At 62.1% G+C, this 22,266-nt stretch carries 21 protein-coding genes; 16 read left to right on the top strand and 5 right to left on the bottom strand.

Going from position 1 to position 22,266, the window contains the following annotated elements; genetic code table 11:
• The first annotated feature begins 63 nt into the window (after nucleotides 1-63).
• Nucleotides 64-909 carry a lysophospholipid acyltransferase family protein gene (locus PY257_RS00825; protein ID WP_275737797.1) on the top strand — a complete coding sequence of 282 codons (846 nt, stop codon included), beginning with the start codon at nucleotides 64-66 and terminating at the stop codon, nucleotides 907-909.
• Nucleotides 906-1,772 (top strand): LpxL/LpxP family acyltransferase, encoded by an 867-nt coding sequence (locus PY257_RS00830; RefSeq protein WP_275737799.1) that lies wholly within the window; start codon nucleotides 906-908, stop codon nucleotides 1,770-1,772. The genes PY257_RS00825 and PY257_RS00830 overlap by 4 nt, the downstream gene beginning before the upstream one ends.
• 85 nt (nucleotides 1,773-1,857) lie before the next feature.
• On the opposite strand, the gene yihA is transcribed toward PY257_RS00830, so the two are convergent.
• Nucleotides 1,858-2,547 carry a ribosome biogenesis GTP-binding protein YihA/YsxC gene (gene yihA / locus PY257_RS00835; protein WP_275737801.1) on the bottom strand — a complete coding sequence of 230 codons (690 nt, stop codon included), beginning with the start codon at nucleotides 2,545-2,547 and terminating at the stop codon, nucleotides 1,858-1,860.
• A 76-nt stretch (nucleotides 2,548-2,623) separates the two neighbouring features.
• On the opposite strand from yihA, the gene PY257_RS00840 reads away from it, so the two are divergent.
• The 5 genes from PY257_RS00840 (at nucleotide 2,624) to PY257_RS00860 (ending at nucleotide 8,661) form a co-directional block, all read left to right on the top strand.
• Entirely contained in the window at nucleotides 2,624-3,268 is a 645-nt protein-coding gene (locus PY257_RS00840) for a c-type cytochrome (protein ID WP_275737803.1), read from the top strand.
• Between the two features lie 93 nt (nucleotides 3,269-3,361).
• On the top strand, nucleotides 3,362-5,530 hold the full coding sequence (locus tag PY257_RS00845; protein ID WP_275737805.1) for a cytochrome c biogenesis protein ResB: 2,169 nt from the start codon (nucleotides 3,362-3,364) through the stop codon (nucleotides 5,528-5,530).
• Nucleotides 5,530-6,891 (top strand): c-type cytochrome biogenesis protein CcsB, encoded by a 1,362-nt coding sequence (gene ccsB, locus PY257_RS00850; protein ID WP_275737844.1) that lies wholly within the window; start codon nucleotides 5,530-5,532, stop codon nucleotides 6,889-6,891. The genes PY257_RS00845 and ccsB overlap by 1 nt, the downstream gene beginning before the upstream one ends.
• A gap of 146 nt (nucleotides 6,892-7,037) precedes the next feature.
• Complete coding sequence (gene msrP / locus PY257_RS00855) at nucleotides 7,038-8,024, top strand: protein-methionine-sulfoxide reductase catalytic subunit MsrP (RefSeq protein WP_275737807.1); 987 nt, start codon at nucleotides 7,038-7,040, stop codon at nucleotides 8,022-8,024.
• 13 nt (nucleotides 8,025-8,037) lie between these two features.
• Nucleotides 8,038-8,661 carry a protein-methionine-sulfoxide reductase heme-binding subunit MsrQ gene (locus tag PY257_RS00860; protein ID WP_275737846.1) on the top strand — a complete coding sequence of 208 codons (624 nt, stop codon included), beginning with the start codon at nucleotides 8,038-8,040 and terminating at the stop codon, nucleotides 8,659-8,661.
• Here PY257_RS00860 and PY257_RS00865 read toward each other — a convergent pair.
• From PY257_RS00865 to lptM, 3 genes are all read right to left on the bottom strand, one after another.
• A complete protein-coding gene (locus PY257_RS00865; protein ID WP_275737809.1) occupies nucleotides 8,621-9,451 on the bottom strand; it encodes an oxygen-binding di-iron domain-containing protein in 831 nt (276 codons plus the stop codon). The genes PY257_RS00860 and PY257_RS00865 overlap by 41 nt on opposite strands.
• A gap of 181 nt (nucleotides 9,452-9,632) precedes the next feature.
• Nucleotides 9,633-10,913 carry a diaminopimelate decarboxylase gene (gene lysA / locus PY257_RS00870; protein WP_275737811.1) on the bottom strand — a complete coding sequence of 427 codons (1,281 nt, stop codon included), beginning with the start codon at nucleotides 10,911-10,913 and terminating at the stop codon, nucleotides 9,633-9,635.
• The gene (lptM, locus tag PY257_RS00875) at nucleotides 10,910-11,110 is read right to left on the bottom strand and encodes an LPS translocon maturation chaperone LptM (RefSeq protein ID WP_275737813.1); all 201 of its coding nucleotides are present in this window, start codon (nucleotides 11,108-11,110) and stop codon (nucleotides 10,910-10,912) included. Before lptM ends, lysA begins: the two co-directional genes overlap by 4 nt.
• 12 nt (nucleotides 11,111-11,122) lie before the next feature.
• Here lptM and cyaY point away from each other — a divergent pair, with 12 nt between their 5' ends.
• Entirely contained in the window at nucleotides 11,123-11,452 is a 330-nt protein-coding gene (gene cyaY, locus PY257_RS00880; RefSeq protein ID WP_275737814.1) for an iron donor protein CyaY, read from the top strand.
• A gap of 7 nt (nucleotides 11,453-11,459) precedes the next feature.
• Here cyaY and PY257_RS00885 read toward each other — a convergent pair whose 3' ends face one another.
• Nucleotides 11,460-13,736 (bottom strand): penicillin-binding protein 1A, encoded by a 2,277-nt coding sequence (locus PY257_RS00885; protein WP_419095635.1) that lies wholly within the window; start codon nucleotides 13,734-13,736, stop codon nucleotides 11,460-11,462.
• 388 nt (nucleotides 13,737-14,124) lie between these two features.
• On the opposite strand from PY257_RS00885, the gene PY257_RS00890 reads away from it, so the two are divergent.
• The 8 genes from PY257_RS00890 (at nucleotide 14,125) to PY257_RS00925 (ending at nucleotide 22,041) form a co-directional block, all read left to right on the top strand.
• Nucleotides 14,125-15,204: a pilus assembly protein PilM gene (locus PY257_RS00890; RefSeq protein ID WP_275737817.1), complete on the top strand. Its 1,080-nt coding sequence runs from the start codon at nucleotides 14,125-14,127 to the stop codon at nucleotides 15,202-15,204.
• A complete protein-coding gene (locus PY257_RS00895; RefSeq protein WP_275737819.1) occupies nucleotides 15,201-15,818 on the top strand; it encodes a PilN domain-containing protein in 618 nt (205 codons plus the stop codon). Before PY257_RS00890 ends, PY257_RS00895 begins: the two co-directional genes overlap by 4 nt.
• A 7-nt stretch (nucleotides 15,819-15,825) precedes the next feature.
• Complete coding sequence (locus PY257_RS00900) at nucleotides 15,826-16,491, top strand: type IV pilus inner membrane component PilO (RefSeq protein ID WP_275737821.1); 666 nt, start codon at nucleotides 15,826-15,828, stop codon at nucleotides 16,489-16,491.
• 89 nt (nucleotides 16,492-16,580) lie between these two features.
• Nucleotides 16,581-17,033, top strand: a complete 453-nt coding sequence (locus tag PY257_RS00905; protein WP_419095637.1) for a pilus assembly protein PilP — start codon at nucleotides 16,581-16,583, stop codon at nucleotides 17,031-17,033.
• Entirely contained in the window at nucleotides 17,030-19,180 is a 2,151-nt protein-coding gene (pilQ, locus tag PY257_RS00910; protein ID WP_419095636.1) for a type IV pilus secretin PilQ, read from the top strand. The genes PY257_RS00905 and pilQ overlap by 4 nt, the downstream gene beginning before the upstream one ends.
• 55 nt (nucleotides 19,181-19,235) lie before the next feature.
• Nucleotides 19,236-21,113: an Ig-like domain-containing protein gene (locus tag PY257_RS00915; protein WP_419095638.1), complete on the top strand. Its 1,878-nt coding sequence runs from the start codon at nucleotides 19,236-19,238 to the stop codon at nucleotides 21,111-21,113.
• Complete coding sequence (locus PY257_RS00920) at nucleotides 21,110-21,652, top strand: shikimate kinase (protein WP_275737828.1); 543 nt, start codon at nucleotides 21,110-21,112, stop codon at nucleotides 21,650-21,652. The genes PY257_RS00915 and PY257_RS00920 overlap by 4 nt, the downstream gene beginning before the upstream one ends.
• Nucleotides 21,653-21,765: 113 nt before the next feature.
• Complete coding sequence (locus PY257_RS00925) at nucleotides 21,766-22,041, top strand: hypothetical protein (protein ID WP_275737829.1); 276 nt, start codon at nucleotides 21,766-21,768, stop codon at nucleotides 22,039-22,041.
• The last annotated feature ends 225 nt before the right edge of the window (nucleotides 22,042-22,266 follow it).

The following is a 22,266-nucleotide window of genomic DNA, read 5'->3' on the forward strand; positions in this document are numbered from 1 at the left end:
TAACGTCGCCCTGCAAGTTGCTCGAATTAACTCGGCGACGCGCCCATTCTAAAGATTTCCTGCATGCCCTTGGTGTTTCGCCTGTTTTCGCTGTGCCCGCTGTGGCTGCTGCATGGCATGGGGGCGCTGCTGGGGTGGGCCGCATTCCTCGCATCGCCGGGGTACCGCGCGCGCTTCCTGGCGAATGCGCGGCAGGCGGGCTACGGGTTCGCCGAGGTGCGCGCGGGCGTGGCCCATGCGGGGCGCATGGCCGCCGAACTGCCGCGCCTGTGGTTCGGCGCGCGCCTGCCCTATGCGTGGGACGACCCGGGCTTGATCGCGCGCGCCTACGAGGCCGGGCGCGGCATCGTCTTCCTGACGCCGCACATCGGCTGCTTCGAGATATCGCCGCAGGCGGCGGCTTATGACTATGGTGCGCGGCACGGGCCCATCACCATCCTGTACCGGCCCGCGCGCAAGGCCTGGCTGGCGCGCGTGATGGCCGGCGCGCGTACGCGCGCCGGCCTGCAGGCCGTGCCCACCACGCTGGCCGGCGTGCGCCAGATGGTGCGCGCGCTGCGCCGCGGCCAGGCCGTGGGCCTGCTGCCCGACCAGGTGCCGCCTGCGGGGCAGGGCGTGTGGGCGCCGTTCTTCGGGCGCGATGCCTACACCATGACGCTGGCCGCGCGGCTGGCCCTGCAGACCGGCGCCGCGGTGCTGCTGGCCTGGGTCGAGCGGCTGCCGCGCGCGCGCGGCTTCGTGGTGCACGTGCGCGGCCTGGGCGCGCCGCTGGCCGGGGACACCGCACAGGCCGCCGCCCAGCTCAACCGCGAGATGGAGCGCATCATCCGCCAGTGCCCGCAGCAGTACCTATGGGGCTACGCGCGCTACAAGGCGCCGCGTGGCGATGCGCCTGGAGAGGCGGCGTGACCGGACGCATCGTGGTGGCGTTCATGCGGTTGATGGCGTGGCTGCCGCTGCGCGCGGTGCGTGCGCTGGGCTGGAGCATGGGCATGGTGTTGTATGTGCTGGTGGTGCCGCGGCGCCGCGTGGTCATGCGCAACCTGGCGCTGTGCTTCCCGGCGCTGCCGCCGCGCGTGCGGCGAGCGATGGCGCGGCGCAACTTCGTCTATTTCTCGCAGGCGTGGCTGGACCGCGGCTGGCTCTGGCACGCGCCGCGCGCGGTGCTGGAGCGCCGCGTCGTGCTGCGGGGCGCGGTGCGCGAGTTGGAGGGCGATGCGCCCACCATCATGTTCGCGCCGCATTTTTACGGCATGGACGCGGCGGGCACGGCGCTCACGCTGCACACCATGCGGCCCTTCACCTCGATCTTCAAGCCGCAGCCCGACCCGGCGCTCGACGCCTGGCTCAAGGCCGGGCGCACGCGCTTCGGGGACGTGCGCATGCTCAACCGCGACGAGGGCATCAAGCCCATCATCGCGGGCCTGCGCAAGGGGGGGCTGCTGTATCTGCTGCCCGACATGAACTTCGGCGCGCGCGAAGCGCTGTTCGTGCCGTTCTACGGCATACCCACGGCCACCGTGCCGTCGCTGCCGCGCTTCGCCCGCCTGGGCCGCGCCAAGGTCGTGCCCATCGTGGGGCGCATCACGCCCGCGGGCTACGAGGTGCGGGTCATGCCGGCCTGGGATGGCTACCCCAGCAACGACTTGGAGGCCGACACCGCCCGCATGAACGCGGAACTGCAGGGCTATATCGACACCATGCCCGACCAGTACTACTGGGTGCACAAGCGCTTCAAGACCCGGCCTTCGGGCGAAAAATCCCTGTACTGACAGCCATCCTGTTTGCTACTAATTTAATAGCTGCTACCGCCCGTTTTTATTGCGCTGGAGGCCGATTTGGCTATGAGTTCCGGCTTCAGGCGGGCGCGGCCGCGGTGATTTCCGCAGCGGCCTCGGCGGCCGGGTGGGTCCAGTCCCAGAGCCGCTGCGCCGTCTCTTCCACGCCCTGGCGCTTGAGGGCCGAGAACAGCATCGCCTGCCCGCCGCCGGCCTGCAGCCGGGCGATGGACAGCGCCTTCTGCGCCTCGGCGCGCGTGAGCTTGTCGGCCTTGGTCAGCAGCACGAGAAACTTCAGCCCCTGCTCGACGCGCGGGCGGATCACTTCGAGCAGGATCTCGTCGAGTTCGGTCAGGCCCAGGCGCGGATCGCACAGCAGCACCACGCCCGTCAGGTTCCCGCGGCTCATGAGGTAGTTGGCCATCACCCGCTGCCAGCGCACCTTGTCGGCCTGCGGCACCGCCGCGTAGCCGTAGCCGGGCAGGTCGGCCAGCACCGCGTCCATGACGCCCCCGCGGCCGAGCTGGAACAGGTTGATGTGCTGCGTACGCCCCGGCTTCTTGGAGGCGAAGGCCAGTTGCCGCTGCTGCGCGAGGGTGTTGATGCAGGTGGATTTGCCCGCGTTGGAGCGGCCCACGAACGCGATTTCGGGCACCTCCAGCGCGGGAAGCTGGTGGAGCTGGGCGGCGGTCGTCAGGAACCGTGCCGTGTGCATCCAGCCGAGAGCTTTGTTGACGTCGCGCAAAGGCGGTGCGGGAGGGTTAATCATAGAGCGCGCTTCATGGGCCCCCATTGTAGAATTTAGAATTTGCTGGATTTGCGCCTACACCCATAAAGCCCTCGATATGAAGCTGCTCGTCCCCGCCTTGATGGCTGCCATGCTGGCGGCGCCCGCGTTGCCCGCCTTTGCCGCCGCCGAAAACCCCGCGCAGACGCCCGCCAAGGTCGCCAAGCCCGACCTCGTGAAGGGCGAGGCCAGCTACACCGCCGTATGCGCGGCCTGCCATGGCGCCGACGGCAATTCCAGCGTGCCCGTGCAGCCCAAGCTGGCGCAGCAGCACCCCGAATATCTGGTCAAGCAGTTGCAGGAGTTCAAGTCCGGCAAGCGCAACAACGCCATCATGAAGGGCTTCGCCGCCATGCTGAGCGACGAAGACATGCGCAACATCGCCTACTGGGTGACCGCCAAGCCCGCCAAGGCCGGCTTCGCCAAGGACAAGGACCTCGTGGCCCTGGGCGAGCGCATCTACCGCGGCGGCATCGCCGAGCGCCAGATCGCCGCCTGCGCCGGCTGCCACAGCCCCAACGGCGCCGGCATCCCGGTCCAGTACCCGCGCCTGTCGGGCCAGCATGCCGACTACACCGCCGCCCAGCTCGTGGCGTTCCGAGACGGCGTGCGCGCCAACAGCCTGCCGATGGGCCAGGTGGCCGCCAAGCTCAACGACCGCGAAATCAAGGCAGTGGCCGACTACATCGCAGGCCTGCGCTGATTTGGCCGCCGCGTGAACTAACCGCCGACAACCAGACCCAAGAAGGGCGGGTCCATCACCGGATGGCCCGCCCTTTGTTTTCAGTCCCCCTCCATGCGCCCATCGACCCACGGCCTGCGCCTTGACACCCGCTCGCACGCGCTGCGCGCGGCGGTGGAGCTGCTGTCGTCCATGCGGTTCGCGATCTCGCTGCTCACGGTCATCTGCATCGCCTCGGTCATCGGTACCGTGCTCCAGCAGCAGCGGCCATACCCCAACTACGTCAACCAGTTCGGGCCGTTCTGGGCCCAGGTGTTCGACCTGCTGGGCCTGTATTCCGTATACGGTGCCTGGTGGTTCCTGCTGATCCTGGCCTTCTTGGTGACCAGCACGTCGCTGTGCATCGCGCGCAGTACGCCCAGGATCGTGAAGGATCTGAAATCGTTCAAGGAAGGCATACGCGAGCAGAGCCTGCGCGCCTTCGGCCAGCGCGCCGAGGCCGACGTGGCGGACGCGCCCGAGGCGGCGGCGCGCCGCCTGGGCGAAGCGCTGGTTCGGGGCGGCTGGAAGGTGCGGCTGCAGCAGCGCGAATCCGCGGCGGGCGGGGAGGCGGCGGGCAGCGGCTGGATGGTGGCCGCCAGGGCGGGAGTGGCCAACAAGCTCGGCTACATTGCCGCGCACGGCGCCATCGTGCTGATCTGCCTGGGCGGCCTGCTCGACGGCGATCTGGTCGTGCAAGCGCAGATGTGGCTGCAGGGCAAGACGCCTTACACCGGCGGCGGCCTGGTGGCCGACGTGGCGCCCGAGCACCGCCTGTCCGCGCGCAACCCCACGTTCCGCGGCAACCTGCTGGTGGCCGAGGGCACGCAGTCGGCCACCGCCATCCTGAGCCAGCCCGACGGCGTGGTGCTGCAGGACCTGCCGTTCTCGGTGGAGCTCAAGAAGTTCGTCATCGAGTACTACTCGACCGGCATGCCCAAGCTGTTCGCCAGCGACATCGTGATCCACGACAAGGCCACGGGCGCGCAGGTGCCCGCGCGCGTGGAGGTCAACCACCCGGTGCGCTACGACGGCGTGGAGATCTACCAGTCCAGCTTCGACGACGGCGGCTCCAGCGTCCGGCTGCGCGCCATGCCCATGGCCGCGGGCGTGCAGCCGTTCGAGGTCGAAGGCGTGATCGGCGGCTCCACGCAGCTCGCGCGTGCCTCCGGCGGCGAGGCGATGACGCTCGAATACGCCGCGCTGCGGGTCATCAACGTCGAGAACATGGCGGGCGCCGAATCCGGCGGCGCGGTGGACGTTCGCCGCGTCGACCTGCACGCCGCCATCGATGCGCGTCTGGGCGCGGCCAACAAGACGAAGGCGAAAAAAGAGTTGCGCAACGTCGGCCCCAGCATCACCTACAAGCTGCGCGACGCCGCCGGTCAGGCGCGCGAATTCCACAACTACATGCTGCCGGTGGACATGGGCGACGGCCAGTCGCCGGTGTTTCTGCTCGGCGTGCGCGACACGCCTGGCGAGCCGTTCCGCTACCTGCGCGTGCCCGCCGACGACCAGGGCGGCATGGATGGCTTCGCGCGCCTGCGCGCTGCGCTGGCCGACAAGGCGCTGCGCGAACAGGCGGTGCGCCGCTACACGGCGCAGGCCATCGATGCGTCGCGGCCCGAACTGGCACAGCAACTGGCCACGTCGGCAGCGCGCGCGCTGGCGCTTTTCGCGGGCGAGGGCGGCATGCCGGACGCGCAGGGCCGCCGCCCTGGCGGGCTGCAGGCGGTGTCCGAGTTCATGGAAGCCAACGTGCCCGAGGCCGAGCGCGCGCGGGCCGGCGACGTGCTGGTGCGCATCCTGAGTGGTGCGCTGTTCGAGCTGAACCAGCTCGCGCGGGCCCAGGCGGGCCTGCAGCCGCTGGCACCCGGCGAGCAGGCGCAGGCGTTCATGACGCAGTCGGTGCTGGCCTTGTCCGACGTGTTCGCCTACCCGGCGCCCATGGCGTTCACGCTGCAGGATTTTCGCCAGGTGCAGGCCAGCGTGTTCCAGGTGGCGCGCGCGCCGGGCAGGAACGTCGTCTATCTGGGCTGCGGCTTGCTGATCCTGGGCGTTTTTGCCATGCTCTACGTGCGCGAGCGCCGGCTCTGGATCTGGGTGGCGCCGCGCGCGGGCGGCGGGGCGCATGCCATGATGGCGTATTCCTCCAACCGCAAGACGCTGGAGACGGACCGCGAGTTCAACCGCCTTGCCGCCAAGCTGCTGAATACCGAGCCCCTGAAAGCCATTCGACCATGATGAATACCTCCGCCGCAGCCACGACCGCCACCATCACGCTCCAGGACGGCTATTTTTCGCGCCGCAACGCCTTCGACTGGGTGTTTGCCGTGCTGGCCGTGGCGGGCGGCTGTTTTGCATTCGCGCGCTACGGCGCCTTCATGGACGGCTACGAGAAGGGCATCCTGCTGGCGGCCATTCCCGCCGCCGTGTGGCTGGGCTGGTTCTGGCGCCCGCTGGCGGTGCTGATGGTGGCGGTGGCGGGCTTTTCGCTGCTGGCCATCCGCTCCTACACGGGGGCGGACGGGCAGGCCGGCCTCGCGCGGGCCGACACGGTGTTCTGGCTCAAGTACTTCCTCTCCAGCCAGTCGGCCATCCTCTGGATGAGCATGCTGTTCTTCATGAGCACGGTGTTCTACTGGATCGGCATGTTCGCGCGCGGCCAGTCCGCCGCGATGGAGCGGCTGGGTTCGCGCCTGGCCTGGGCGGCAGTCGGCATGGCGCTCATCGGCACCATGGTGCGCTGGTACGAGGGCTACCTGATCGGCCCCGACATCGGCCACATCCCGGTCAGCAACCTCTATGAAGTGTTCGTGCTGTTCTGCTGGATGACCGCCACGTTCTACCTGTACTTCGAGGCCCAGTACCGCACGCGCGCGCTGGGCGCGTTCGCCATGCTGGTGGTCAGCGCGGCGGTGGGCTTCCTGCTCTGGTACACGCTGGTGCGCGAGGCGCACGAGATCCAGCCGCTGGTGCCGGCCCTCAAGAGCTGGTGGATGAAGCTGCACGTGCCGGCCAACTTCATCGGCTACGGCACCTTCGCGCTCGCCGCCATGGTGGCCTTCGCCTACCTCGTCAAGCAGCAGGCCGGCATACCTCCTGATGAACAGCGCTGGTACAAGCTGGCGCCGCTGTGGCTGCTGGGCGTGGTGCTGTGTTTCGAGCCCCTGGTCTTGCGCAAGACGACCACGGAGGCGGGCGGCGGCTACTGGGCCGTGTACTTCGGCATTGCCGCGCTGGTGGTGGGGGGCATCCTGTTCGCGCGGCGGCGCATCGCCGCGCATCTGCCATCGGCCGAGGTGCTTGACGACGTGATGTACAAGTCCATTGCGGTCGGCTTCGCCTTCTTCACCATCGCCACGGTGCTGGGGGCGCTGTGGGCGGCGGAAGCCTGGGGCGGCTACTGGAGCTGGGACCCGAAGGAAACCTGGGCCCTGATTGTCTGGCTCAACTACGCGGCCTGGCTGCACATGCGGCTCATGAAGGGCCTGCGCGGCAGCATGGCGGCCTGGTGGGCGCTCATGGGGCTGGTGGTGACGAGCTTCGCTTTCCTGGGGGTCAACATGTTCCTCAGCGGACTGCACAGCTATGGTACGCTGTAGGCGCTATTAAAACAGTAGCTGCTACCGCAGATACTGCAAGCGCTGCGGGCCGATTTGGCTTACATTTTTGGGCTGTTGCGACCACCGGCGAACTATCTCTGCCGGCGCCTGTCCAACAGCCCAGCACTTTGCGCAAAAGGCCCGCCATGCTGATTCCTTCCCGCGACTCCGGTTGCGTCCACCCGCATGCCAGCGAAATCACGCCGCGCGGCGTCTACGAAGCGCGGCGCGCGCTGCTGGCGCGCATGGCGGGCGGCGCGGCAGGCCTGGCGCTGGCCGCGTGGGCGGCACGCGACGCGCGCGCCCAGTCGGGCAGGCTGGCGGCGCTGCCGGGCGCCAGGTCGGCGGTGGCCGGGGCGGCGACGATGGAAAAAACCACCGCGTACCAGGACGCCAGCAGCTACAACAATTTCTACGAGTTCGGCACCGACAAGGCCGACCCGGCGCGCAATGCCCACACGCTGCCGGTTTCGCCCTGGGCGGTGGAGGTCGAGGGGCTGGTGAAGAAACCCGCCAAGTTCGCGCTGGAAGACCTGCTCAGGCTCAGCCCCATGGAAGAGCGCATCTACCGTCTGCGCTGCGTGGAGGGCTGGTCCATGGTGATCCCGTGGGTCGGCTATTCGCTGGCCGCGCTGATCCGCAAGGTCGAGCCCCTGGGCAGCGCCAAGTACATCGAGTTCCTGTCGCTGGCCGACCCCAAGACCATGCCGTTCGTGGGCTCTCGCGTGCTCTCCTGGCCCTATGCCGAGGGGCTGCGCATGGACGAGGCGCTGCACCCCCTGACCCTGCTGGCATTCGGCATGTATGGCGAGGTCCTGCCCAAGCAGAACGGCGCACCGGTGCGCATCGTGGTGCCGTGGAAGTACGGCTTCAAGAGCGCCAAGAGCATCGTGAAGATCCGCTTCACCGAGCAGCAGCCCGGCACGGCCTGGAACAAGGCCGCGGCCAACGAGTACGGCTTCTATTCCAACGTCAACCCCGACGTGGACCACCCGCGCTGGAGCCAGGCCACCGAGCGGCGCATCGGCGAGGACGGCCTGTTCGCCAAGAAGCGCAGGACGCTGCTGTTCAACGGCTACGAGGCCCAGGTCGGCGCGCTCTACGCTGGCATGGATCTGCGCCGGAACTTTTGAGCGTGCCGTGGTGGTGAATGCGCTGCTGCTGCGCCGCGAGGCCAAGCCGCTGGTGTTCGTGCTGTGCCTGCTGCCGTTCGCCTGGCTGCTGGCGGGAGCGCTGACCGATGGACTGGGGCCGAATCCGGCCGAGCGCCTGATCCGATCCACGGGCGACTGGACCCTGCGCATGCTGTGCATCGCCCTGGCCGTCACACCGCTGCGCGTGCTGGCCGGCTGGGCCGCGCTGGCACGCTACCGCCGCATGCTGGGTTTGTATGTCTATTTCTATGCGGCATGGCACCTGCTGTGCTATGCGTGGTTCGACATGGGTTTCGCCTGGGGCGATATCGTGCGCGACATCGCCAAGCGGCCCTTCATCCTCGTGGGGTTCAGTGCGTTCGTCTTGCTGACGCCGCTGGCGGCCACCTCGTTCAACCGGGCCATCCGCGCCCTGGGCGCGCGGCGCTGGCGCATGCTGCACCGGCTGGTGTTCGCGGCGGCGGGCCTGGCGCTGCTGCACTTCCTCTGGATGCGTGCGGGCAAGAACAACTTCACCGAAGTCGGCGTCTACACGGCCATCGTCGCCGTGCTGGTGGGCTGGCGCCTTTGGCGCGCTATCGCGACACGGCCCGCAACTGCGCCCGGGTATCGTTGATCGCGGGATCGATGCGCGCCGTGGGGATCTGGTAGGCGCGGTCGTCGAACAGGTCCACGCCGCACATCAGGTTCTCGATCCAGTCGAAGAAGTCGTTGATGGCCTGCCGGCCCACGATGGGCGCGCCGTGCTGCGGCACCAGCATGGCGATATCGAGCTGGCGCGCCATGCGTGCCCACAGCCGCAGGATCTTGTTGGACACCATGTAGCGGCGGTGGAAGCCTTCCATGCGCGCAATGTGCGGAGCCAAGTCGGTCACGGGCCGGCTCGCTTCCGCGCCGGACACCATCGATGCGGCCAAGTCACCGGTGAATAGGATGCGGCTGATCGGGTCGTAGAAATGGAAGTTGCCTTCCGAATGCATGAAGTGCGCGGGCAGCAGCCACAGCTCGGATTTCCCCAGCGGCAGCAGCCCGCCGGCATCGGGCACGCCGATCACCCGGTCCTCCGTTTTGCCAACCTTCGTGAAATGGGGGGCGAAACGCGCCCACAGGCGCGAAATGACGAGCTTGGCCCGCGGCGTGCTCGTCATCCAGCGGTCCAGCGAGGCGATGATGTCCGGGTCCGCGTGCGAGGCGATCAGGTAGGACAGGTGCTGCGGCGAGAAATGCCGCGACATGCTGAGGTACAGCTCGTTGAAGGCCAGATTGCCGCCCGGGTCGATGACGGCGCCGGTGCCGCTGTCCACCACGAGGAACTGGTTGGCCTGCACCGCCTGGCCGTCTTCCTCGATGAGGTCGGTGAACATCAGGCAGGCGTGCTGCTTGTCGCGGTAGAGTTCGATGGACATGGAGAGCCCTGACAGGTGCTGTTGGAAGCGATGTGCCACTGTAGGCCGCGCTGGCGCAAGCAGGCTTGAGCAAGATCAAGCGCGATGCTTCTATTGATCCGGCCCTTTGAAGTCGAGAATCGTCGTGGACGGACTGCCACAAGCAAACGACTCACGAAAATTCAAAATCCATGGGGCCGGATCAATAGGCCAGCAGCCTTTCATGCCGGAATACATCGGCAACGGTTTCGCGCTCCCGGATGACATGCACGCGCGTGCCGTCGACGAGCAGTTCCGCGGCGCGCGGGCGCGAGTTGTAGTTGCTCGACATGGACATGCAGTAGGCCCCTGCGGAGAGCACGGCCAGCAGGTCGCCGGCCTGCACGGCCAGGCTGCGGTCGTGGCCGATCCAGTCGCCGCTTTCGCAGACCGGGCCTACGACGTCGTAGGTGGCGGGCGCGGCAGCGCGCGTGGCGAGCGGCACGATTTGGTGGAACGCCTGGTACATGGCGGGGCGCGGCAGGTCGTTCATGGCTGCGTCTACGACGCAGAAGTTCTTGTGCTCGCCGGGCTTGAGGTACAGCACTTGCGTAAGGCAGACGCCGGCGTTGCCGACCAGCGAGCGCCCGGGCTCGATCATGAGCCTGCGGCGACCGAAGCCGCGCGCGTCGATGCGGCCCAGCAGTTGCGCCCACAGAGCGTCCGCGGCGGGTGGGATGTCGCCGTGGTAGTCGATGCCCAGGCCGCCGCCGAAGTCGAGGTGGCGGATGGCGATGCCCTGGGCCTCGATGGCTTCCACGAGGTCGAGGATGCGGTCTACCGCATCCAGGTAGGGGCCTGCCTCCGTGATTTGCGAGCCGATGTGGCAGTCGATGCCCGCGACGCGCAGGCCGCCCAGGCCGGCCGCGTGGCGGTAGGCCGCGACGGCGCGGTCGTGCGGGATGCCGAACTTGTTGTCCTTGAGCCCCGTGGAGATGTAGGGGTGGGTCTTGGCGTCCACGTCGGGGTTCACGCGGATGCTGATGTTCGCGCGCTGGCCTGCCGCGAGGGCCACTTCGTTCAACACGTCCAGTTCGGCCTCGCTCTCGACATTGAAGCAGCCGATGCCGGCATCCAGTGCGCGGCGCATCTCGGCCCGGGTCTTGCCCACGCCGGAGAAGATCACCGTGGCCGGGTTGCCGCCTGCGGCGAGCACGCGTTCGAGTTCACCGCCGGAAACGATGTCGAACCCGCAGCCCTGGTGCGCGAACAACTGCAGTACCGCCAGCGACGAATTGGCTTTCATGGCATAGCAGATCTGCGCATCGCGCCCCGCGAAGCCGCGCTGGTAGGCCGAGAGTGCGGCCAGCATGGCCGCCTGCGAGTACACGAACAGCGGCGTGCCAAAATGCGACGCCAAGTCTGCAAGGCGCACGCCCTCCAGATAAAGATCGGCGCCCTGGTAGGCGATGTGGGGATGCCCGGGTAGCACGGGTGGATTCATGGCGCGGTGTTGGACGAGGGGCGTGGCGGGGTGGCTTGCGGGGATGTGGTGGCAGGAGTTGCCGGCGCATGGGCCGGCGGAACTGCCGGCGGCGGTGGGGGCAGGTACAGCGGCCCTTTTTGCCCGCAGCCACCAAGAGCCACCGTGCTGGCCGCAAGGACAAGGCCCCTGCATAGAATTTGGCGAACATTCAACATCGCGGAATTGTAATGACCGATACAGAATTCATGGACCGTGCGGAGCGCTTGTTGCTATCCATCGAGGAGGGGTGCGACCGCATCAACGACACGACCGATGCCGACATCGACAGCCAGCGGGTCGGGGGCATGGTGACGCTGACCTTTCGCAACGGCAGCCAGATCATCGTCAACCTGCAGAAGCCCCTGCACGAGATATGGCTGGCCGCCCGATCGGGCGGCTACCACTTTCGTTTCGAAGACGAAGGCTGGCGCGACACCAAGGGCGCGGGCGAGTTTTATGCAACCTTGTCCGACAACGCGACGACCCAGGCTGGGCTAGCCCTCAGATTCGCAGCCTGAGCCGCGCCTAATTGCGGAACAGGTCCAGGATGCGGTTGCGCTCCTCGGACGCAGGCGGCGTTGCGGCGCCGCTGTCGGGCAAGCCGGCAGGGGCGCCTTGGGCGTGCTCTTCCAGGCCCACGCTGGCGATGCCCGCATTGCGTGCATATTCGTCATAGAACCATTCGCCGCCCACGTTCACAACACCCTCCGGCACGGGCGGCTCCATCACGGGCACTCCCTTGAGTGCGGTTTCCATGAAGCTGATCCACACCGGAAGGCTGAGCCCGCCACCGGTTTCCCGACTTCCCAGATTGCGCGGCGTGTCGTAGCCGATCCACGTGACCGCCGCGAGCGTCGGCTGGTAGCCTGCAAACCATGCGTCCATGGCATCGTTGGTGGTGCCTGTCTTGCCATACACGTCGGGGCGCTTGAGCGTGGCCTGGGCACGCGCCGCGGTTCCTGCGCGCGTGACTTCCTGCAAGAGGCTGCTCATGATGAAGGCATTGCGCGCCGGGATTGCGCGCTGGTCTTCGGTCGGCGCGGCAGGTGCCGTTTCGGAGAGAACGCGGTCCTTGTAGTCCGTGACCTTGCTGATGACCCATGGATTGACCCGGAAACCGCCGTTGGCGAACACCGAGTACGCGCCCACCATCTGCATGGGTGTGACCGAGCCCGCTCCCAGCGCCATGGTCAGGTAGGCAGGGTGCTTTTCCGCTTCAAAGCCGAAATGCGTGGCCCATTCCTGTGCGTTCTTGGGGCCCACGGCTTGCAGCACGCGGATCGAGACCATGTTCTTGGACTTCGCCAAGCCGGCTCGCAGGGTCATGGGGCCTTCGAACTTGCCATCGAAGTTCTTGGGCTCCCAGGGCTGGCCGCCGGTGACGCCGGCATCGAAGAAGAGCGGCGCGTCGTTCACCACGGTCGCTGGCGTGAAGCCTTTTTCGAGCGCGGCGGAATAGATGAAGGGCTTGAAGCTGGAGCCCGGCTGCCGCCAGGCTTGGGTGACGTGGTTGAACTTGTTCTTGCCGAAGTCGAACCCGCCCACCAGTGCCTTGATGGCGCCGTTGCGCGGATCCATGGCTACGAAGGCGCCCTCGACTTCGGGCAGTTGCGTGATTTCCCAGGTGTCCTTGGGCGTGTGCACGACACGGATGATGGCGCCTCTGCGGATCTTGATGTGCGGGGGGGCCTTGTCGGCCAGGCCGGACTGCGCGGGCTTGAGCCCATCGCCCGTGATCTCCACGCTGTCGCCATTTTGCCGCACGGCGAGGATCTTCTTGGGCGTGGCGTCGAGGACCATCGCGGACATGACATCGCCATTGTCGGGATGGTCGGCCAGCGCGTCGTCGATCGCGTCTTCCAGTTCCTTCGGGTCGGTGGGAAGGTCGACAAACTTTTCCGGCCCGCGGTAGATCTGCCGACGTTCATAGTTCATGATGCCTTGCCGTAATGCGCGGTAGGCCGCCTCCTGGTCGGCGGCGTTGATGCTCGTATAGACATTCAGGCCGCGGGTGTAGGTGTCATTGCCATATTGCGCAAAGATGAACTGGCGCGCCATCTCCGCTAGGTATTCGGCATGCACGCGGGTACTGTCATTGCTCGCGGATCGGAGCTTGAGGCTTTCTTGCCGCGCGGATTCGGCTTGCGCGTGGGTGATGAAGCCTGTTTCCTCCATGCGCTCGATGATGTAGAGCTGCCGCGCGCGCGCGCGCTTGGGGTTGTTGATGGGGTTGTAGGCAGAAGGGGCCTTGGGCAATCCCGCCAGCATGGCGGCTTCAGCAACCGAAATGTTCTTGAGCGGCTTGCCGAAATAGGCTTCCGATGCCGCGGCGAAGCCGTAGGCGCGGTTGCCCAGGTAGATCTGGTTCATGTAGATCTCCAGAATCTGGTTCTTGCTGAGCAGATGTTCCAGTTTGAAGGTCAGCAGGATTTCGTAGATCTTGCGCGTGAACGTCTTTTCGGAAGAGAGATAGACGTTGCGCGCGACCTGCATGGTGATGGTCGATGCCCCCTGACTCTTCATGCGGCCAAGGTTGGCCAGTCCAGCTCGCAGCATGCCTTTGTAGTCCACGCCGCTGTGTTCAAAGAACCGTGTGTCCTCGATGGCGAGCACGGCATCCTTCATGACCTGGGGGATGTCCTGGATCGGTGTCAGGTTGCGGCGCTCTTCCCCGAACTCGCCCAGCAATGCCCCTTCGCTGGAAAACACGCGCAGCGGGAGTTTGGGCCGATAGTCGGACAGCGCCGAAATGTCGGGGAGGTTCGGGTAAGCCACACTCAATGCGACCGCAACCACCAGCATGGCGGCAATGGCGGAAGCTGCGAAAAGCCCCAGGGCCCAGGCGGCGAGCCGCAGACTCCATGAAAGCCAGCGAGGTTTTGGTGAGGCGGGGTGGGCTGAGGCAGCCTTTTCGGAGCCGATGGGACGGGAGGGCGGCATGACACTCCGAAGGAAAGGGAAGACCGGCATTATAGAAAACGGGTGATGCGCAAACCGGGGGGCGCCCACCATGGCGGCAGAAGGCCTGCGTCGGTCAATGGCCCAGAGTCAGCGCAAACGTCGGGTTTTGACAACGATGCGAAACGATTGCAAAAGGAAAATCCTTTGCCCGATAGCTATCTTACTGATAGCATTCATGTGAACTGTTAAGTTTTGTTGCCTCTTTTTGGCGTGTTTCGGGGGACCAATCTTGATCTCTTTGGGGTCGTTATTCAGTCGGCAGGCAGCACCATTGCTGGGCATCGACATCAGCTCTTCCAGCGTTAAGCTGGTGGAGCTAGGGCGCGACAAGTCGGGCGGATTGGTGCTGGAGCGCTGCGCCATCGAGCCGCTGGAGCGGGGGTGGATCACCGATGGAAACATCGAAAAATTCGATGAGGTTTCCGATGCCTTGCGGCGGCTCGTCAAGAAAAGCGGAACGCGTACGAAAAATGTGGCGCTGGCATTGCCGCCTTCTGCCGTCATCACCAAGAAGATCATTCTTCCTGGGGGAATGAGCGAGCAGGAATTGGAAGTGCAGGTGGAGTCCGAGGCAAACCAATACATTCCGTTCTCGCTAGACGAAGTGAGCCTCGACTTCTGCGTGGTGGGGCCCAACACCAATTCGACAGGGGATGTCGATGTGCTGATTGCCGCGTCGCGTCGCGAGAAAGTCCAGGATCGCCAGGGGCTGGCGGAAGCGGCGGGCCTGAAGCCTGTGGTGATAGATATCGAGTCGTATGCATCGCGGCTGGCCGCAGGCCGGCTCATCGAGACATTTCCCGGCAAAGGCAAAGGCGTGATGGTTGCACTTTTCGAGGTGGGCGCCTTGACCACCAGCATGCAGGTGATTCGTGACGACGAAGTCCTGTATGAACGCGACCAGGCATTCGGCGGTGCGCAGTTGACGCAGTTGATCGTGCGCCAGTACGGCTTTTCACCGGAGGAAGCCGAAAGCAAAAAGCGCAGCGGCGAACTCCCGGAAGACTATGACTCCGTCGTCTTGCGGCCCTTTGTCGAAAGTACGGCACAGGAAATAGCGCGTGCGCTGCAGTTTTTCTTCACGAGCACGCCGTACAACAGAATCGATCAAGTCATGCTTGCCGGGGGCTCTGCTCCGCTACCCGGCTTGACGCAAGCGGTCAAAGAGCAGACTTCTTTTGCCTGTACTTTGGTCAACCCGTTCGAGGGCATGGCCATGGGAAGTTCAGTGCGCCTCAAGAAAATGGTGCGTGAAGCGCCTTCCTATCTGACATCCTGTGGTCTGGCAATGCGGAGGTTCCTGCAGTGATTTTAATCAACCTGCTTCCGCACAGAGAGGCGGCCCGTAAGCGGAGGAAAGAGGCATTTCAAGCGACGATGGTTGCTTCTTTGCTGCTGGGCTTGGTAATCGCTGGCGGAATTCATTTGGCTTTTCAGGCCATGATTACGAGTCAACAGGAGCGCAATGCGGTTTTGCATCGGGAAATCGCAATTCTTGAAAATCAGATCAAGGAAATTGCCAATATCGAATCGGAAATTGCTGCGTTACGTGCGCGCCAAAAAGCGGTGGAAGATCTGCAGTCCGATCGTAATATGCCGGTTCATTTGCTGAATGAGATTGTCCGGCAATTACCAGATGGGGTGTACGTCACCAACATGCGCCAGGAAGGCCAAAATATCGCAATTCAGGGCATGGCTCAGTCTAACGAGCGAATTTCTGAAATGCTGCGGAATTTTGGAAGCGGTACGCCTTGGCTTTCCAAGCCGGAACTTATCGAAATTGTTGCCAGTAATGTGAGTTTGAGCCCGAAGGAGCAGCGCCGTGTTGCAAGTTTCAACATGCGAGTCCGTTTGCTGAATTCAGGCGAGGTGCAAAAGGCGCAAGAGCCCGCTGCGCGGGGCGTGTCGACGTCGGGAAAGTAGGCTGCACATGGCAAAAAAAACGATAGTCAATATAGATTTTCCTGCCATTGGTAGATCTTTAAGTCGGCAGTTTAAGAATCTGGATCCCAAAGATCCGTCATTGTGGCCAATCGTCCCTAGATTACTCTTGTGCATAGTAATCGCTGTTGCTGTAGTTATTGTGCTTTGGTTTATCAAACTATCCGAGTCTCAAGATGAATTGGATAGGGAGCGAGCCAAAGAAGTTGGCCTTCGCGAAGATTATCAAAAGAAGCTGACAAAGGCCGTCAGCCTAGAAGCACTGAAAAAGCAGCGTGAACAGGTACAGCAGTACGTGCTCCAATTGGAGAAGCAGCTTCCCAGCAAAGCTGAAATGGCGGCGTTGCTGTCCGACATCAACCAGGCGGGATTGGGGCGAAGCTTGCAGTTCGAGCTTTTTCGACCGGGACAGATTGTGGTGCGAGAGTACTACGCTGAATTGCCAATTGCAGTACGGGTGACGGGAAAATATCACGACATGGGAGCTTTTGCCTCTGACATAGCGCATCTGTCTCGGATTGTGACACTGAACAATATGGCGATTACGCCAACCAAAGATGGTGGCCTTGCCTTGGACAGTACGGTGAGAACATTCCGTTATCTCGATGGCGACGAAGTTGCGGCTCAGCGTAAAGCAACGGGAGGCAAGAAGTGAGGAAGATAGGTGGATTATCTATTTTACTATGCTTTGGTATATTTTCCCTTGCTGGGTGTGGCTCATCGGATGATGACCTACGCCAATGGATGGCAGAATTGCGTAGCCAAACCAAGCCTCGTGTGACACCCATCACAGAGCCGAAGAAATTTTCTCCTGAAGATTACACACAGGAATCGGCATTGGAGCCATTTAATCGGCAAAGACTCACTCAGGCGTTGCGGCGCGACAGTAACCAAGCCGTGGCAAATACCTCTCTTATCAGCCCCGAGTTAACACGTAGAAAGCAGCCTTTGGAAGCTTTCCCGCTAGATGCAATGGCCATGGTGGGAAGCCTTGATAAAAATGGCACTCCCATAGCGTTGTTGCGGGTGGACAATCTGTTGTACCAAGTTCATGTTGGTGATTATCTTGGGCAAAATTACGGAAGAGTTTTGAAAATCACCGAAACTGCGATAGTAATGCGTGAAATAGTTCAGGATTCCACGGGGGACTGGATTGAACGACCGACCACGCTGGAACTCCAAGAGGGAAAAAAATGAATCATTGCCTCGTCAAATATCAGCCGCTGTGGGCCTGCCGACTCATGTTGGCGTTAGCTGCGTTTTTAAGCTGTCAGATGGCTTATGCGCAATTAACGATTGAATCTGTATCAGGTTTAATGCAGGCCGGATCAGATGTTCTTCGTATTGATTTGAATCAACCGCCCTCGGCACTTCCCTCGGGGTTTGCAATCCAGTCACCGGCGCGTATTGCTCTGGATTTTCCTGCTACTGGAAATTCCACTGGGCGTAACTCTTTTGACATTTCGCAGGGAAATATCAAAAGTGCAAATGTGGTGCAGGCAGGCGACCGGACCCGGATTGTCCTGAATTTGAAGCAGGCCACCTCGTACAAGGCTGAAATAAAAGGCAATAGTGTTTATGTTATTTTGGAGCCTGTTGCTGGTCCTGCAGCGGTAGCGTCCTCAGGAGCAACTGTTTTCGCTGAGGGGAAGAACACGGATGTCTTGCCGATTAAAGACATTGATTTTCGCCGTAGCGCAGATGGTTCTGGGCGAGTGATTGTTTCTTTGCCTAATAATCAGGTTGGTGTGGATTTGCGGCAGCAAGGCAAAGGGCTGGTAGTGGAATTTCTGCGATCATCCTTGCCGGAAGGCCTGCGCCGCCGGATTGATGTGGCGGACTTTGGTACGCCCGTGCGGGCCGTTGCGTCGACGCAGGCGGGCGATAGGGTACGGATGACTATCGAACCAGTAGGCGACTGGGAGCACAGCGCCTATCAAAGCGACAATCAATTCGTAGTTGAGGTGCGGCAGAAAAAAGTGGATCTATCCAGACTGACGCAAGGCCCTGGGTACAGTGGAGAAAAGCTGTCGCTGAATTTCCAAAATATCGATGTGAGATCTTTGCTTCAAGTCATTGCCGATTTCACGAATTTCAATATTATAACTTCCGATAGCGTGAATGGTGCCTTGACTCTTCGCTTGAAGGATGTGCCATGGGATCAGGCATTGCAGATTATCATGGATGCCAAAGGTCTTGGCATGAAGAAAACCGGAACGGTTTTATGGATTGCTCCCAAGGATGAAATTGATGCACGCACCAAAAAGGACTATGAAGCAGCGATAGCAATCGAAAAACTTGAGCCTTTGCGGACGCAATCGTTCCAACTGAATTATGCCAAGGCCGGGGACATGATAAAACAATTGAATGGGACTGGAACTGGCCAATCTGGTGGGTCGAGTGGTACTAATGCCAGGTTCTTGAGCGATCGAGGGACAGTAATTGCTGAGCCTCGAACGAATCAGTTATTTGTATCTGATACGGCAACCAAGCTTGAGGAGATCAGGCAATTGCTGGCCAAATTGGATGTTCCAGTTCGGCAGGTGCTTATTGAGGCACGTATTGTGGAGGCTTCTGATACATTCGGCCGTTCACTGGGAGTGCGTCTTGGCGGCACGGATTTACGGGCTCAAAATGGCGGTGATGCTGGGTATCGGGTGAGCGGCAATAACCGGATTGCATTTGGAACCAGTTATAGCAATGCAATCGCAACAAGTGGAGCGGGTGGCACGGTCAACACTGCCGGAAGTTTTGTAAATCTCCCCGCAGTTTCCCAGGGGGGGGCTGATCCAGCATCTTTTGCTGTGTCTATATTTAATTCTGCGGCAAATCGATTTTTGAATTTGGAAATCTCTGCACTGGAGGCTGATGGAAAAGGACGCATTGTTTCCAGTCCCCGTGTGATTACGGCAGACCAGACCAAAGCGCTGATAGAGCAAGGCACCGAATTCCCCTATCAGCAGGCCACGTCCAGTGGCGCTACTTCGATTGCATTCAGGAAGGCCAATCTCAAGCTAGAGGTTACTCCCCAGATAACTCCAGAGGGAAACATAATTCTTGATCTTGATATAAATAAAGACTCCAAAGGTGAAGAAACTACCCAGGGAGTTGCCATTAATACCAAGCATATTCAGACCCAAGTTCTGGTGGAAAATGGAGGCACGGTTGTGATCGGTGGTATTTTTGAGCTAACAGAATCTGAAAATGAAAACAAGGTCCCTTTATTGGGTGACATCCCGGCGGTAGGTAATCTCTTCAAGAGCCGTTCTCGCTCATCGAATAAACAGGAAATGCTGGTTTTTATTACTCCCAAGATGATTGCGGAGCGTTCTGCGGCTCGGTGAGGCGATGATTAATTCAAAAGTGGAGAATAGTATGTTAAGAAAAGCTGTAATGCAGATGCGGCAGTATCTGTGGGGCGCTTGTTTATTGGCCTTGCTTTCAGGCTGTGGAGGTGGGGGGGGGAGCGCTGGCACACCAACGGGAGGGAGTGGTGGCGCTGACAAACCGGTTGTCGCATCGGTGGATCTGTTGGCTTCGGCGGAATCCCTTGCCTCCGCTGCTGGTACTGTCACGGTGACTGCGATTGTGAAAGATGCCACAAATAATGGCATGGCATCCCAGGCTATCAGTTTTGCAGCTAGTTCAGGCACACTCCAGAATGCAACCGCTACTACCGATAGTAGTGGGGCGGCAACCGTGACTTTGAGTCCTGGCGTCGATAGATCGAACCGCATGATTACCGTGACCGCGACGGCCAACTCCAAGAGCGGCAGCATCGAGATTCCTGTCGTCGGAACGACGTTAACCTTGGCGGGTAACAGCGCGCTGCTGTTATCGAATACACCGGCCCCATTGACCGCACGGGCGCTGGACTCTGCAGGTGCGCCGATCGCCAATGCCATCTTGGCCGTGAAGTCGGCTCTTGGAAATCCTCTGAGCCCTGCCAGCGTAACGACGGATGCCTCGGGTTATGCTTCCATTGCCTATACGCCTGCGAATTCGGGTACGGATACGGTGACGCTGACCGGTTTGGGGGCCCAGGCTCAATTGAGAATATCAGTATCGGGCCAAGGGCAGGACTTCTCGTTCGTGAAACCTACAAGTGGCGCTACTGTTGCCATCGACGTGGACACCGATATGACGGTGCACCTGCTGTCTTCGGGGGTTGGTGTGGCCAACCAAGTGGTCACGTTCAGCACCACGCGCGGGAGTGTGACTCCCACCCAGGCCACGACGGACGCCAATGGCGTCGCGACTGTCAAGCTTCGCTCGACGACGGCTGGGCCCGCCACGCTCACGGCTCGACAAGGCACGACCTTGACGGCTACGCAGCAAATCGAATTCGTTGCGACAGAACCTGCAACGCTGATTTTGCAGGCGAATCCGAATGCGGTGGCTCCCAATGTCGCTGGCAGCAGCGCGAACCGTGTGACTTTGCAGGCATTGGTGCGTGATGTGAACGGCAATCCAGTCAAGGATGCGATCGTGAACTTTGCCGCTAGCAAGGATCTGAGTGGCGGCACCATCAATCCTGCCTCCGGGATCACGAATTCGAACGGTACGGTGGAAGCCAACTTCATCCCGGGCACGCTATCGACTGCGGCGAATGGGGTGGAGCTTTACGCATTCGTCGCCAGCAATCCCAGCGTAACGGGCACCACGACCCTCACGGTCAGTACCAAGGCCCTTTTCATCAGCATCGCGACGGGCAACGAGATCACGAATCGCGACACCAATACCTATAGCAAGCCATTCACGCTCTACGTGACCGATGCAAATGGTGCCGCTGTTGGAAACCAGGCCATCGTGCTTTCGGTCTACATGGACTACTACGGCAAAGGGGCATTGGCTTATGACGGTTCACAATGGCATTACGCTAGCTTGACTCAATGCGTCAATGAGGACGCCAACAGGAACGGGTTTTTGGATCCGGGAGAGGATAATCCCCCCCCCGGAAACAGTGATGGCCACCTGACCCCAGGAGGAGTGGTGCTGATTGCGTCCGATGCGACAACCGGTACGACCACCGGATTGTCCGGTACCGTGACTACCGACAGCGATGGGTTCGCAACCTTCAGCCTGCTGTACGGTGAGCAGTATGCCAACTGGGGTTTGACGACTATCAATGCCAGGGCATCCGTGTCGGGCACCGAGTCGACCTCTGCGTATAACTACACGCTGGCTGCGTCGGCCGAAGACATGAAGTCGGACGTGCCTCCGGCATCTGCCGTCAGCCCGTTTGGTGTTTCCACTGACTGTACCAATCCGAATTGATCGTTTCGCTGGTCGGCCTTCCAGGCTCGGGCAAGACTACTATTGGACGGCAGCTAGCCCGGCGCCTGGGGTGGCCATTCGTGGACAGCGACCATGTGATAGAGCAGCGCATCGGCTGCTCCATCCGCGAGTACTTCGCGCGTAATGGGGAGTCAGCGTTCCGTGACATCGAGGAGCAGGTCATCGATGAGTTGACCGCTGGCTCAGACGGCGTGGGCGTCCTGGCCACGGGGGGGGGCGTGGTGCTGCGCCCAGCAAACCGCCAGCGCTTGCGCGAGCGCTCCCGCGTCTTCTATCTGCATTCCACGCCCGAGGACATCTTCCGCCGTCTGCGGCATGATGCGAGCCGCCCTTTGCTGCAGGGGGACGACCCGCTGGAGCGCTTGCGGCAGTTGCAGGAAGAACGCGATCCCCTGTATGCGGAGGTGGCGCACTTTACTTTCGAGACCGGGCGTCCCACGGTCAACATACTGCTCGGCAAGATTCTCATGCAGTTGGAACTGTCTGACTCGGGGTCGCATAAGTTCGACACTTCCTGAATGTAAGTGTTTGATTCCATTAGAAATGGATGTCAAACCGCAGACTACAAAACGTGTTTGGCGAGGTCTGATGGGGTGGTTGGAGTCAATTCCAAGGCCGCAAACAGCGACTTTTGAACGGGCGTGATCTCGGTCAAGCCGGTCAGCGTTTGGCCCTCGGTGGTCTCAACGGTCTTGAAAGCGCAGTTGTTCAGTACACGATTGACGAAGACAAAAAACGCTACCTGGAACTGCTCGAGGACAAGCTGCTGCTGGTGACCAACACCAAGGCAACCCGCAGGCCGCGCAGCAGATCATGGCCCAAGGCGGCCATAGCCACGCGCGGCCTGGTCAGCGGCGGGCAGATCACAACCAATCCGCATGGAACACGCCTGGGTGCCGGCGTATGAACTGAACCTAGAAACGGCAGTTGACCGCTTTGTATCCCTTGACAAGCCGCATGAAATCAAGCGTTGACGGCTTCAATGGCGTTCACCTCGTGGGTGAGAGCGCTATGCACCTGCCAGCACCGCGCTCGGCGCGCCATGCGGCGTTGCTCCTCCTTGCGGGCAGTAGCCCGCCGCGTCGTCGCGCCTTGCCTGGCACCCCGATCACGGCACCGGCAGGCGCATCCA

Origin of the sequence: Curvibacter soli (assembly GCF_029211125.1) — a bacterium.
GTDB lineage: Bacteria > Pseudomonadota > Gammaproteobacteria > Burkholderiales > Burkholderiaceae_C > Curvibacter_A > Curvibacter_A soli.